Source organism: Bradyrhizobium sp. MOS002 (assembly GCF_003020115.1).
Classification (GTDB): Bacteria; Pseudomonadota; Alphaproteobacteria; order Rhizobiales; family Xanthobacteraceae; genus Bradyrhizobium.
In genome coordinates, this window is the sequence record NZ_PYFX01000001.1 from 492,868 (window position 1) to 506,487 (window position 13,620).

At 64.3% G+C, this 13,620-nt stretch carries 12 protein-coding genes; 6 read left to right on the forward strand and 6 right to left on the reverse strand.

The genetic code is table 11. The features are described from left to right. The first annotated feature begins 85 nt into the window (after positions 1 to 85). The 5 genes from C7G41_RS02515 (at position 86) to C7G41_RS02535 (ending at position 6,586) form a co-directional block, all read left to right on the forward strand. Positions 86 to 1,882 (forward strand): glucan ABC transporter ATP-binding protein/ permease, encoded by a 1,797-nt coding sequence (locus tag C7G41_RS02515; protein ID WP_106941073.1) that lies wholly within the window; start codon positions 86 to 88, stop codon positions 1,880 to 1,882. Between the two features lie 201 nt (positions 1,883 to 2,083). Then, positions 2,084 to 3,544 (forward strand): D-alanyl-D-alanine carboxypeptidase family protein, encoded by a 1,461-nt coding sequence (locus tag C7G41_RS02520; protein ID WP_106941074.1) that lies wholly within the window; start codon positions 2,084 to 2,086, stop codon positions 3,542 to 3,544. A 182-nt stretch (positions 3,545 to 3,726) separates the two neighbouring features. Next, the gene (locus C7G41_RS02525) at positions 3,727 to 5,412 is read left to right on the forward strand and encodes a long-chain fatty acid--CoA ligase (protein WP_106941075.1); all 1,686 of its coding nucleotides are present in this window, start codon (positions 3,727 to 3,729) and stop codon (positions 5,410 to 5,412) included. A gap of 15 nt (positions 5,413 to 5,427) precedes the next feature. Beyond that, the gene (locus C7G41_RS02530) at positions 5,428 to 5,982 is read left to right on the forward strand and encodes a DUF924 family protein (protein WP_106941076.1); all 555 of its coding nucleotides are present in this window, start codon (positions 5,428 to 5,430) and stop codon (positions 5,980 to 5,982) included. Between the two features lie 118 nt (positions 5,983 to 6,100). Continuing rightward, entirely contained in the window at positions 6,101 to 6,586 is a 486-nt protein-coding gene (locus C7G41_RS02535; protein ID WP_106941077.1) for a peroxiredoxin, read from the forward strand. 157 nt (positions 6,587 to 6,743) lie between these two features. On the opposite strand, the gene rnhA is transcribed toward C7G41_RS02535, so the two are convergent. The 3 genes from rnhA to ispH are packed head-to-tail and all read right to left on the reverse strand — an operon-like array spanning position 6,744 to position 9,163. Then, positions 6,744 to 7,208, reverse strand: a complete 465-nt coding sequence (gene rnhA / locus C7G41_RS02540; RefSeq protein WP_106941078.1) for a ribonuclease HI — start codon at positions 7,206 to 7,208, stop codon at positions 6,744 to 6,746. Next, on the reverse strand, positions 7,205 to 8,188 hold the full coding sequence (locus C7G41_RS02545; RefSeq protein ID WP_106941079.1) for a homoserine kinase: 984 nt from the start codon (positions 8,186 to 8,188) through the stop codon (positions 7,205 to 7,207). Before C7G41_RS02545 ends, rnhA begins: the two co-directional genes overlap by 4 nt. Positions 8,189 to 8,194: 6 nt before the next feature. Next, entirely contained in the window at positions 8,195 to 9,163 is a 969-nt protein-coding gene (gene ispH, locus C7G41_RS02550; protein ID WP_007597506.1) for a 4-hydroxy-3-methylbut-2-enyl diphosphate reductase, read from the reverse strand. 253 nt (positions 9,164 to 9,416) lie between these two features. On the opposite strand from ispH, the gene C7G41_RS02555 reads away from it, so the two are divergent. Beyond that, positions 9,417 to 10,112 (forward strand): DUF1013 domain-containing protein, encoded by a 696-nt coding sequence (locus tag C7G41_RS02555; RefSeq protein WP_027565675.1) that lies wholly within the window; start codon positions 9,417 to 9,419, stop codon positions 10,110 to 10,112. Between the two features lie 118 nt (positions 10,113 to 10,230). Here the strand turns inward: C7G41_RS02555 and C7G41_RS02560 are convergent, their stop codons facing one another. The 3 genes from C7G41_RS02560 to C7G41_RS02570 form a co-directional block, all read right to left on the reverse strand. Then, a complete protein-coding gene (locus tag C7G41_RS02560; RefSeq protein WP_106941472.1) occupies positions 10,231 to 10,977 on the reverse strand; it encodes an OmpW family protein in 747 nt (248 codons plus the stop codon). Between the two features lie 163 nt (positions 10,978 to 11,140). Then, positions 11,141 to 11,410: a hypothetical protein gene (locus tag C7G41_RS02565; protein WP_106941081.1), complete on the reverse strand. Its 270-nt coding sequence runs from the start codon at positions 11,408 to 11,410 to the stop codon at positions 11,141 to 11,143. 239 nt (positions 11,411 to 11,649) lie between these two features. Next, on the reverse strand, positions 11,650 to 13,572 hold the full coding sequence (locus tag C7G41_RS02570) for a propionyl-CoA synthetase (RefSeq protein WP_106941082.1): 1,923 nt from the start codon (positions 13,570 to 13,572) through the stop codon (positions 11,650 to 11,652). Positions 13,573 to 13,620: the final 48 nt, after the last annotated feature.

Below are 13,620 nucleotides of genomic sequence, written 5' to 3' on the forward strand. Positions count from 1 at the left end.
AACCGACAGCTTCCGCTATATCTCGCAGCCGATCCCTGATTAGAGTATGGGCTCACTCCGTTCTATCCGCTCGAGCTCCTCGCCAATGCCCATTCTCCGCCTCTACACCCGCGTTCTCGAGCTGCTCGGCAAGGAGGCACGGCTGGGCTGGCTGCTCGCGATCGGCAATCTCCTGCTTGCGGGCTCGCAATTCGCCGAACCGGTGCTGTTCGGCCGGATCGTCGATGTGCTCTCCGGCAAGACGGTCGCAGGCTCCAACTCGGCCTGGCCATTCCTGGTTGCCTGGGTCGCGTTCGGGCTGTTCACCATCGCCTGCAGCGCGCTCGTGGCGCTACAGGCCGACCGGCTCTCCCACCGCCAGCGGCAGGCGGTCCTGACGGACTATTTCGAGCACATCCTGCAACTGCCGCTGACCTTCCATTCCGGTACGCATTCGGGCCGGCTGATGAAGGTCATGCTCAACGGCACCGATGCACTGTGGCGGCTGTGGCTGGGCTTCTTCCGCGAGCATTTTGCCGCCCTCCTCTCGGTGGTGGTGCTGCTGCCGCTGTCGCTCTACCTGAACTGGCGGCTGGCAATCCTGCTGTTCGTGCTCTGCATCGTCTTCACCGCGCTGACCACCTTCGTGGTGCGCAGAACCTTCGGCATGCAGATGGAGGTGGAGGAGCACTACAGCGAGCTCTCCGCGCGCGCTTCCGACGCCCTTGGCAACGTCGCGCTGGTGCAGAGTTTCGTCCGCGTCGAATCCGAGGTGAAGGGCCTGCGCTCCGTCGCCGACCAGTTGCTGGCGGCGCAAATGCCGGTGCTGTCGTGGTGGGCACTCGTCACCGTCATCACTCGCGCCTCCACAACGATCACTGTGCTCGCGATCTTCACTTTCGGCATCGCGCTGCACGACCAGGGGCTGACCTCGGTCGGCGAGATCGTGATGTTCGTGAGCTTCGCGACGCTTCTGATCCAGAAGCTGGAGCAGGTCGTGAGCTTCATCAACAACGTGTTCATGGAAGCCCCGCGCCTGCGCGAATTCTTCAACGTGCTCGATGCGGTGCCTGCGGTGCACGACCGGCACGACGCGATCGATGCGGGTCGGCTCTCCGGCCTCGTCGAATTCAACGACGTCACCTTCTCCTATGACGGCAAGCGGCCGGCGGTCGAGGACCTCTCCTTCACCGCGCTTCCCGGCCAGACCATCGCGCTGGTCGGCGCAACCGGCGCAGGCAAGTCGACGGCGATTGCGCTGCTGCATCGCGCCTTCGATCCGCAGTCCGGCTTCATCAGGATCGACGGCATGGACGTGCGCGGGGTGACGCTGACATCCCTGCGGCGGAACATCGGCGTGGTCTTTCAGGAGGCGCTGCTGTTCAACCGCTCGATCGCGGAGAATTTGCGCGTCGGCAAGCCTGATGCCACCGAGGTCGAGATGCGCAAGGCGGCGGAGCGCGCGCAGGCGCTCGAATTCATCGAGCGCAGCGGCGGCTTCGAGACCAACGCCGGCGAGCGGGGCCGGATGCTTTCGGGCGGCGAGCGCCAGCGGCTGTCGATCGCCCGTGCGCTGCTGAAGGATCCGCCGATTCTGATCCTGGACGAGGCGACCAGCGCACTCGACGCCGTCACCGAGGCCAAGGTGAATACCGCTCTCGACGAAGTGATGAAGGGCCGCACCACCTTCGTGATCGCCCACCGTCTCTCCACCATCCGCAATGCCACGCGCATCCTGGTGTTCGAGAACGGGCGTGTGATCGAAAGCGGAACTTTCGATGAACTCGTGGCCAAAGGCGGCCATTTCGCCGACCTCGCCAGGGCTCAGTTCATGGTTCAGGAGAACGCACGGGCCAGCGTGACAGCGGCTGAGGCTGCCGCGACGGCCGTCAAGTCGCCTTAGCGAGCCGCCTGGCAAGTCCCCATCATATCGTCGAAATTCGGCCCATTTCATTGCGGAATACCCCGCTCATGCCCCTATTCCCGACGCACCAGCCGGTATAGGTTTGCGACGCCGCAAGCGGCGGCGCTGGATTTCAGAACCGAACATCAGATCACGAGAGCCGACCGGAACCGGCGGGTCTCCAAGGACCGGAATCGGATAGTGCACGCTCTTCGCCCGCTGCTTCGCAAATCCCTGTTCAACCTGTTCGCTGCGGCTCTCGCATGCGCCGCATTGCTCGCGCCGCGCGCGGCGAGCGCCGAAGCACTGCTCCTGATCGAGGCCGACAGCGGCAAGGTACTGCAGGCGGAAAACGCGACCATTCCCTGGTATCCGGCTTCCGTCACCAAGATCATGACTGCCTATGTGACGCTGAAAGCGGTCAAGGACGGCAAGCTCACGCTCGACACAATACTCACGGTGTCGCCGACGGCAGCCTCGCAGTCGCCCTCGAAGATGGGATTTCGCCCGGGAACGCAGCTTACCGTCGACAACGCACTCAAGATGATGATGGTGAAATCGGCGAACGACATGGCCGTCGTGCTCGCCGAGGGCGTCGGCGGTTCGATCGACGGCTTCTCGGCGCTGATGAACGACACCGCGCAGAAGCTCGGCATGACGCAGACGAGCTACGTCAATCCGAACGGCCTGCCCGCCGACGGACAGATCACCTCCGCGCGGGATCTCGGCATTCTCGCGCGCTCGTTCCTGCGCGACCTGCCCGAATACGAGTATTTCGTGCACATTCCGGCAATCCGCTTCGGCAAGCGCGTCACCGGCAATTTCAACAAGCTGATCGGCCGCTATCCCGGCGCCGATGGTTTCAAGACCGGCTTCATCTGCGCCTCCGGCTACAACCTCGTCGCGTCGGCCACCCGCAACGGCCGCCGGCTGATCGCCGTCGTGCTGGGCGCCAACTCCGGGACCGCGCGCGCGGTGAAGGCAGCGCAGCTGCTGGAGCGCGGCTTCTCGCAAGACAATCTCACCTGGCTCCGCCCCTCGCTCGGCACCGTCGACAAGCTGGTGCCGGTCGATGCCTCGCCGCCGAACCTGCGTGACGACATGTGCGGCGGCCATCGCAAGCGGCCGGCCAGCGACGATGACGACGCGCTGATCGCGACCAATGGCGGCATGTCGGGATCGGCCTCGGCCACCGGCGGCGAAGCTCAGGTCACCTTCTTCACGGCCGGCCTTCAGCCGCCCCTGATGAAGGCCTCCGAGCTGATGGCCTCGGCCCCGGCGGCGGCCGAGCCCGTACTGGTCTATACCGGTCCGACCCGCACCGGGACCGCCCTGATCGCGGCGGTTGCGGCCGATGCCGACCAGCAGGCCACGCCAAAGCCGCGTGGCAAGAAGTCGCGCGTCGCCAAGAAGCCCGACGCGGCCGACAAGCCAGCAGACAAGCCGAAGGATGCCAAGACAGCGGCGGCGAAGCCCGATGCCAAGCCGGCGGCGGCCGCAAAGCCGACCGACGGCAAGTCCGCCGCCAAGCCGGCCGGCCCCAAGCATGCCGCAGCCAAGCCCGATGCGGTGGCCAAGCCTGCGGCGAGCGGCGAGCAGGCGGCCAAGCCCGCCAAGCCCAAGGCCGCGACCAAGCCCGCCAAGCCGGCCAACAACAGTTAACGGCCGACGCGAGGCGAGACCGCTTCGCAGTTGCGGCAGCGCCATTTGCGAGGATTCCGGTAGCCACTCCCTGACGTTTGTCCTAAGCCTCGACCGCTTGCCACCCGTTCCGGCAGGCTCGATACTGACGGCAATGAGGCAAGCCCGAGACACAACGGGCTCTGGTCATGAGGGGAGTTTCCATGGAGCGCATCTGGCTTAAGCAATATCCGCCCGGCGTCCCCGCCGATATCGAGCCGACGCAATATTCATCGCTGGTCGACCTTCTGGAGGAGAGCTTCGCCAAGTTCGCCGACCGCAGGGCGTTCATCTGCATGGACAAGTCGATCAGCTATCGCGACCTCGACCAGATGTCGCTGGCGATGGCGTCCTACCTGCAAGGGCGAGGCCTGCAACGCGGCGCCCGCGTCGCGATCATGATGCCGAACGTGCTGCAATATCCGGTCGCGACCGCAGCCGTGCTGCGCGCCGGTTTCGCCGTGGTCAATGTCAATCCGCTCTACACGCCGCGCGAGCTCGAGCACCAGCTCAAGGATTCCGGCGCCGAAGCCATCATCGTGCTGGAGAATTTCGCCCACACCGTCGAGCAGGTGATCGCGAAGACGCAAGTCAAGCACGTCATCGTCGGAAGCATGGGCGACCTGCTCGGCTTCAAGGGCGTGATCGTCAATCTGGTCGTCCGCCGGGTCAAGAAGATGGTGCCGGCCTGGTCGCTGCCGGGCGCGGTCTCCTTCAACGACGCGATCTCCGCCGGCCGCTCTCTGGCCTTCAACAAGCCGAAACTGTCGCCCGGAGACGTCGCGTTCCTGCAATATACCGGCGGCACCACCGGCGTGTCCAAGGGCGCCACCCTGCTTCATCGCAACATCGTCGCCAACGTCCTGCAGAACGACGCCTGGCTGCAGCCGGCGATGGCCGCGCCGCCGCATGTCGATCAGCTCATGGTCGTCTGCGCCCTGCCGCTCTATCACATCTTCGCGCTGACGGCCTGCTACCTGCTCGCGGTGCGCGCCGGCGGCTGCAATCTCCTGATCCCCAATCCGCGCGACATCCCGGGCTTCATCAAGGAATTGGCGAAGTACCAGGTCAACAACTTCCCGGCCGTGAACACGCTCTACAACGGCCTGATGCACCATCCCGACTTCAAGAAGCTCGATTTCTCCAAGCTGAAGATCTCGAACGGCGGCGGCATGGCGGTGCAGCGCCCCGTCGCTGAGCAGTGGAAGGCGATCACGGGCTGCTCCATCGCCGAAGGCTACGGCCTGTCGGAGACATCTCCGACGCTGACCTGCAACACCACGACCGATCCCGAGTTCAACGGCACCATCGGCATCCCCGTGCCCTCGACCTGGATCTCGATCCGCGACGACGACGGCAACGAGATGCCGCTCGGCCAGCCTGGAGAGATCTGCGCCAAGGGACCGCAGGTGATGTCGGGCTACTGGAACAGGCCGGAGGAGACCGCCAAGGTGATGACCGCTGACGGCTATTTCCGCACCGGCGACATCGGCATCATGGACGAGAAGGGCTACACCAAGATCGTCGACCGCAAGAAGGACATGATCCTGGTCTCCGGCTTCAACGTCTATCCGAACGAGATCGAGGAAGTGATCGCGAGCAATCCCGGGGTGCTCGAATGCGCGGTCATCGGCATTCCCGATTCCAAGTCGGGAGAGGCGGTGAAGGCGTTCGTGGTCAAGAAGGACCCGAACCTCACGGCGGAGGCCCTGGTCAAGTTCTGCCAGGAGCAGCTGACGGGCTACAAGGTGCCCAAGCACATCGAATTCCGCGCCGACCTGCCGAAGACCAATGTCGGCAAGATCCTGCGCCGGCAGCTGCGCGACGAGAAGAAGGCGGAGGCGGCGTAAGCGCCTCTTTCGTTCATGACTGATTTCGGCAATATCAGTCCGGCCGGCATTCTCGCCTTCTGGCGCGAGGCCGGCCGCGATGCCTGGTACGAGCGCAACGACGCATTCGACGCGGAGGTCAGGCGCTGCTTTCTCGCGCTGTGGCAGAAAGCGGTCGCCGGCGAGCTCTCGTCATGGGAGGCGACCGACGAGGGCGCACTCGCGCTCGTCATCGTGCTCGACCAGTTTCCGCGAAACATGTTTCGCGGCACATCGCAGGCCTTTGCCAGCGACGTGCTGGCGCGCGACGTCGCCCGCCGCGCCATTGCGCGGGGTGCAGATCAAAGAATCGATCCGGTCCTGCTCGAATTCCTCTATTTGCCCTTCATGCATTCCGAGCACCTGCCCGACCAATTGCACTGCGTCGCGCTGTTTCAAAACACCGACAATGCCGAAAACCTGAAATACGCGCGTGAGCACGCCGACATCATCCGGCGGTTTGGCCGCTTCCCCCACCGCAACCGTCTGCTCCGCCGCGACACCACACCGGACGAGCAGGCCTTCCTTGACGGCGGCGGGTTCGCCGGCTGATGACGTAACGGTGAAGGGTCCCGCCCTCGCCGCTCCCGGGACACTATCCGTGCCGGCAATATTGTGCAGGCCCGCCGTACGGTCTAAAAAGCGGGACCGATTTTCAGGGAGACTAACGATGGCGATCCAGACTGGCGAAAAGCTGCCCGAGGCGAAATTCCGCGTGATGACGGCCGAAGGTCCGCAGGTGAAGACCACCGACGAGATCTTCAAGGGCAAGAAAGTGGCGCTGTTCGCGGTGCCCGGCGCCTATACCGGCACCTGCCACAAGATGCATCTGCCGAGCATCTTCCTCAACGCCTACGCCATGAAGGACAAGGGCGTCGACACCATCGCCATCGTCTCCGTCAACGACGCCTTCGTCATGAATGCGTGGAAGCGCGACACCGACCAGCGCGACGAGGCCATTTTCCTTGCCGACGGCAATGCAGACTTCGCCAAGGCGATCGGCATGGAGCTCGACGCCTCCGGCAACGGTCTTGGCATCCGTTCCAAGCGCTATTCGATGCTGGTCGAGGACGGCGTGGTCAAGAAGCTGAACCTCGAGGCGATGCCCGGCAAGGTCGAAGTGTCCGGCGGCGATACGCTGCTGGGGCAGCTGTAAACGGCCACCGCTTTCAGCCACGAATGACACTGTCATGCCCCGCGAAAGCGGGGCATCCAGTATTCCAGAGACGTCGAGATTCATTACAGCCGCCGCGGCGTACTGGATCGCCCGCCTTCGCGGGCGATGACAGTTGAGAGTGGAGCGCCGACCGCGCCTACTCTGCGACCCTCTGCTGCAGCCGCGCCTTCACGATCCCGTCGCGCGCGAGCTGATCGGCGCGTTCGTTCTCGGGATGCCCTGCGTGGCCCTTGACCCAGTGCCAGCGGATCTCGTGCTGCTTCAGCGCGGAATCGAGGCGCTGCCATAGCTCGACATTCTTCACCGGCTTCTTGTCGGCGGTGCGCCAGCCGTTGCGCTTCCAGCCATGGATCCAGCCGGTGATGCCCTGACGGACATATTGGCTGTCGGTGTAGAGATCGACCGTGCACGGCTTCTTCAGCGCCTCCAACGCCGAGATCGCCGCCATCAATTCCATCTGGTTGTTGGTGGTGTGGCGCTCACCACCGTTCAGTTCCTTTTCCTTGTCGCCGAACTTCAGGATCGCGCCCCAGCCGCCGGGCCCAGGATTTCCCGAGCAGGCGCCATCGGTGTAGATCGTGACAATCGGGAGCTCGCTCACGCCACCAGCCCCGACGGCGACAGCCCGTAGTCGCGCACGCTGGAAACGCTCTGGTGGAAGCGCAGCTTGCGGACATATTCCAGCGGATCCTTCGGCCGAACCAGCGCGCCGGGCGGAACGTTGAGCCAGTCGACCAGCCGCGTCAGCAGGAAGCGCATCGCGGCGCCGCGCGCGAGCAACGGCAGCGCGGCCTCTTCCGCCTCGGCCAGCTTTCGCACGCGGCCATAGGCATTGAGGAAGGCCCGCGCCTTGGTGACGTTGAAGGAATGATCCGGCTCGAAGCACCAGGCGTTGAGGCAGATCGCGACGTCATAGGCGAGCATGTCGTTGCAGGCGAAAGTGAAGTCGATGATCCCGGAGAGCTTGTCGCCGAGGAAGAAGACGTTGTCGTTGAACAGGTCGGCGTGGATCACGCCTTCGGGCAGCTGCGTCGGCCAGACCCCGCTCTCGAGATAGTCGAGCTCGTGGCTCAGGAACGCGCGCAGGCCGGGCTGCACCTCGTCGGCCCGGTGCGACGCCGCATCGAACAGCGGCCGCCAGCCCGGGACCGACAGCGCGTTCTCACGCCTGATCGCGAAATTCGCGCCGGCCAGATGCATCCTGGCGAGCCCCTCGCCGACGCCGGCGCAATGGGCGGCGCTCGGTTTGCGCGGCCAGACGCCTTCGAGAAAGGTGATGATCGCGGCGGGTCGGCCCGACAGCTCGCGCAACGCCTCGCCGTCTATTCCCTTCACCGGCAGCGGGCAGTTGACGCCGTGCTCGGCCAGGTGCGTCATCAACGCGAGGAAGAACGGCAGATCGTTCTTCGCCACGCGCTTCTCATAGAGCGTGAGGATGAACGACCCCTTGGTCGTATGCAGCAGGAAGTTGGAATTTTCGACGCCCTCGGCGATGCCCTTGTAGGAGAGCAACTCGCCGAGATCGTATTGGTTGAGGAAGTCCGCAAGCTCGTCGGCGGCAACGTCGGTGTAGACCGCCATGAAGGTCTACTCGGCGGCGGCTTCGGGGCGCACCTGGCGCGGCAGCGGGAAGAACTCGTTCTCTTCCGCGGCCGAGACCGTCTCCACGTGCAGCGTGAAGCGCTCGGCGAATGCGTCCATGATCTCCTCGACGATCACTTCCGGTGCCGAGGCGCCCGCGGTAATGCCGAGGCTGGTGATGTTCTCGAACCGCTTCCAGTCGATTTCGGTGGCGCGCTGCGCCAGCACCGCGATCGGGCAGCCTTCGCGCTCGGCGACCTCGCGCAGACGCTGCGAGTTCGACGAGTTTGGCGCACCGACCACGATCAGAGCGTCGACCACCGGCGCCACCTTCTTGACCGCGAGCTGGCGGTTCGTGGTGGCATAGCAGATGTCTTCCTTGTGCGGCCCGTTGATGTTCGGGAAGCGCTCCTTCAGCAGCGCCACGATTTCCGCGGTGTCGTCGATCGACAGCGTGGTCTGGGTCACGAAGGCGAGGTTATTCGGGTCCTTCGGGGCGATGGTCTTCGCGTCCTCGGCGGTCTCGATCAGGGTCACGGCGCCGGTCGGGAGCTGGCCGAGCGTGCCCACCACCTCCGGATGATGAGAATGGCCGATCAGGAAGATCTCGCGGCCGCGCTTGAAATGGATCGCGGCCTCGCGGTGCACCTTGGTGACCAGGGGGCAGGTCGCATCCAGCGAGAACAAATTGCGGGACGTGGCGTCGGCCGGAACCGATTTCGGCACGCCATGGGCCGAGAACACCACCGGCGCGGTAGTGTTTTCCGGGATTTCGGCGAGTTCCTCGACGAAGATCGCGCCCTTCTTCTTCAACCCATCGACGACGTATTTATTGTGCACAATCTCGTGGCGAACATAGACGGGGGCGCCGTATTTATCGAGCGCCCGCTCCACGGTGTCGATCGCCCGGACCACCCCGGCGCAGAAGCCACGGGGAGAACAAAGCACGATCTTGAGGTCTGGTTTGGCTGACATTGAGCGATCTCGGGACCGAATCACCTCGCCAAATGGGCGGGAAGCGGTCGATGAATGAATAGGGCTTGGGTACGGTCTTACAGGGACTTCAGAGGGAATTGGGCCCCCTTTCGGGCGCTGTCAAGGCACTATCTATAGCAGAACCATTGCGTGGCTACCCCCTCCGGGCTTATATAGCCCGAATTCCCAGTCATCGCTGATGACCACCGGTTTCGCCTCCAAAGGGGTGGGCGAAGCACAAAGGAGATTTGCCATGAGCAACGCACCTCTGATGCCCAAGGCGACCGCCGTCTGGCTGCTCGACAACACCGCGCTGACCTTCGATCAGGTCGCCGATTTCACCAAAATGCACCCCCTCGAGGTGCGCGCGATCGCCGATGGCGACGCCGCCCAGGGCATCAAGGGCATGGATCCCCTCTCCAATGGCCAGCTGACCCGCGAGGAGATCGAGAAGGGCGAGAACAACCCGGACTACCGGCTCCGCCTCCAGGAGAGCAAGGTGGTGCTGCCGCCGCAGCCGAAGCGCAAGGGCCCGCGCTACACCCCGGTCTCGCGCCGCCACGAACGTCCGAGCGCCATCCTCTGGCTGCTGCGCAACCATGCCGAGCTCAAGGATGCCCAGATCATGCGCCTGGTCGGCACGACCAAGAGCACGATCGCCAGTGTCCGCGATCGCACCCACTGGAACACCTCCCAGCTGACGCCGATTGATCCCGTCACCCTCGGCCTCTGCTCGCAGATCGAGCTCGATTTCGAGGTCGCGCGCGCGGCCAAGGAAAAGCCGATCGACGCAGCCTATGGCGGCGCCACCCTGCTGCCGGCCTCCGAAACCACCAAGAAGGACGAGTACGAGCCCGCGGAGAGGTCCAGCGACGATCTCAACGTCGATGCCGTGTTCGCCAAGCTGAAGACGCTCGGCGGCAAGAAGCAGGACCAAGAGGAGGAGTAATCCTTCGCTCTTCGTTCATCATCGCATGCGAACGCGGCGGGCCAACCCGCCGCGTTTTTGTTTGGTCGCGAGAAGGGACCTCGCCACGCTCTCGGGCGCCGTCCCGGCGAAGGCGAGACTAGAACTTATACGTCACACCACCGCCGACCAGCCACGGGTCGATATGCGCGGTGCCGGTAACCGGCAGCCCACTGACCGTCGCCGAATAGTCCGGCCGCAGCCAGAGTTTCTTGACGTCGACATTGAGGCCCCAGTGCCGATCGAGCATGTAGTCGAAGCCGAACTGCACCGCGCCACCGAAGGCGTTGCTGACATGCAGGCTGGTGGTGGTGGCGACGATCGCGGGCGGACCGGCGATGGCGGCGGGCGTATTGGCGGCCGCGTTGTTGAAGAACACCGTGTAGTTCACGCCGGCACCGATATACGGCTTGAACGCGCCGAAATTGTCGAAGTGATATTGCAGGGTCAGCGTCGGCGGCAGCAGCGTGGTCTTGCCGATCGGCAGATTTGCGAGCGAGCCGGTGCCGCTGATCGAATGCCGGGTTACACCGAGGATCAACTCGGCCGCGATGTTCTTGGTGAAGAAATAGCTGATGTCGAGCTCAGGCACGACCTGGTCGCTGGTCGAGAGGCCCGAATTCGGCGACGACAGCGACGGAACGCCGGCGACATTGACGGTCGAGCCGCCCGCATCCGGCAACACGCCAAGCACCCGCAAACGCACCATCCAGGGATTGAAGGCTTCTACCGGGGGCGGCGCCTTTTTGTAGATCGGCAAATCGGCGGCTTGTGCCGAGGCAAGAGCCCCCACCAGCGCCGCGCCTAGCGTCGCAAGCCGCGCCATGTTTCTTATCATTCCGTCCATTGCAGTCCCCTTCAGCCATGTGCGCGCTTCGTTGCGCGACATCAGCGTCAGAGCAGAAACGCAATGGTGAAGGATTTGATGCCGATCAAATCAGGATAAATGCGATTGCGATTTGGCTGCGGCGTTGCAGATGTGTCGCGGCAGGATAATGCCGCAGCTCACATCATGGCCGGTCCGGATGGTTCAGCATGTATTCGCCGAGATCGCGCTGGCGGCGGTCGGCGCGGGTGGTCGCGGAACTGCGCTGGACGTCGCGGTCCTTGCGGCAGGCCACGTATTCGGGCGAGCCGGCCGCATAGCCACGACTCTGGCAGACCGCGTCGTCATCGTCGCCGCCCATCGCCACCGGCGTCTGGTAGCGCGCGGAGCAGGCGGAGAGGATGATGGCGAGCAGCACGGCTGCAAGCAGACGCGGCGCAGCGGCGAGTGGCATACGAGGTCCCCTATTGGTCCGCCCTGTTTAGCGCGGAATGAGGAGAATGTAAGTCCCTGTACGCCGTTCCGCGCCACCACTGTCATTCCCCGCGAAAGCGGGGAATCCAGTACGCCGCGGCGCTCATTACGTCACACAACTCCGGCCGCGGCGTACTGGATCGCCTGCCTGCGCAGGCGATGACAGCGGGGTTGGAGCAGCGGCGTCGCACGTCAATGGCTATGCCCTGGGAACAAACCTCACACCCTCCCCTTCAGCGCCTCACCGATCTCGTCGAGCACCTTGGGATCCTCGATCGTGGCGGGCATCGCCCACGTCTCGCCGTCGGCGATCTTCTTGATGGTGCCGCGCAAGATCTTTCCGGAGCGCGTCTTGGGCAGGCGGCCGACGGTAATGGCGAGCTTGAACGCGGCAACGGGACCGAGCTTGTCGCGTACCAGCGCGATGATCTCCTTCTCGATCTCGGCGGGGGCCCGCTTCACACCCGCCTTGAGCACCAGGAAGCCGCAGGGTACCTCGCCCTTGATCGCATCCTTGACGCCGAGCACGGCGCATTCGGCGACATCGGGATGCGACGCCAGGATCTCCTCCATGCCTCCGGTAGAGAGCCGATGGCCGGCGACATTGATGATGTCGTCGGTGCGGCCCATGACGAAGATATAGCCGTCTTCGTCCTTGTAGCCGGCATCCGACGTTTTGTAGTAGCCGGGGAATTCGGTGAGATAGGTTTCCTTGAAACGTTCGTCCTGATTCCACAGCGTCGGCAGGCAGCCCGGCGGCATCGGAAGCTTGATGACGATCGAGCCCATGGTGTTCGGACCGACCGCCTTTGCCGCTTCGTCGACCACGTCGACCTGATAGCCCGGCATCGGCACCGTCGGCGAGCCGTGCTTCACCGGTAGCTGGCCTAAGCCAACCGGATTGCCGGCGATGCACCAGCCGGTCTCGGTCTGCCACCAATGGTCGATCACCGGCACTTTCAGCTGCTGCTCCGCCCATTCCACCGTCGGCGGATCGGCGCGCTCGCCGGCCAGGAACAGCGTGCGGAACGTCGAGAGGTCGTATTGCCGGATGAACTTTCCTTCCGGATCTTCTTTCCGGATCGCGCGGAACGCGGTCGGCGCAGTGAAGAAGGCGACGGCCTTGTGCTCGCTGATCACGCGCCAGAACGCGCCGGCATCGGGCGTGCCGACCGGCTTGCCCTCATACATGATCGAGGTCGCGCCGTGCAGCAGCGGGCCGTAGACGATGTAGCTATGGCCAACCACCCAGCCGATGTCGGAGCCGCACCACCAGACCTCGCCTGGCTTGACGCCATAGAGGTTGAACATGGACCATTTCACCGCGACGAGGTGGCCGCCATTGTCGCGCACGACGCCCTTGGGAATGCCGGTCGTGCCTGACGTATAGAGAATGTAGAGCGGATCGGTAGCCGCGACAGGCACGCACGGCGCCTTCTTGCCGTCGTTCATCGCCTTGCGGCGCAGGCCCGCCCAATCATAGTCGCGGCCGGGTGTGAGGGCGCAAACGAGCTGCGGGCGTTGCAGCACGATGCAGGCCTTCGGCTTTACGCCCGCAAGCCTGATCGCCTCGTCGAGCAGCGGCTTGTATTGCACCATCCGGCCGGGCTCGATGCCGCAGCTCGCCGACAGGATCAACTTTGGCTGCGCATCGTCGATGCGGGTGGCGAGCTCTTTCGCGGCAAAGCCGCCGAACACCACGGAGTGCACCGCGCCAATGCGCGCGCAGGCGAGCATCGCGACGACGGCCTCCGGGACCATCGGCATATAGAGGATGACGCGATCGCCCTTGGCGACGCCAAAATCCTGCATGATGGCGGCGAGCGCCTGCACTTCGGCCAGCAGTTCGGCGTAGGTGAATTTGGTCACGCTATTTGCCAGCGGCGAATCGTGGATCAGCGCGATCTGGTCGGCGCGGCCGCGTTCGACGTGGCGGTCGAGCGCGTTGTAGCAGGTGTTGACGACGCCACCGCTGAACCAGCGGCCGTAGACGCCCTGCGAGGGATCGAAGATCTTTTTCGGTGGCTCGATCCAGTCGATCTCCTTGGCCGCCTCGGCCCAAAAGCCCTCAGGGTCGGCCAGTGAGCGCGCATAGACCTCGTGATAGAGGCTCTTTCCGTCGATGTTTCCTCGGACGTTCATTCCCGCGCTCCCGTTCCCTTATTCGCCTAGCCTTGACCTTGTGGCAGG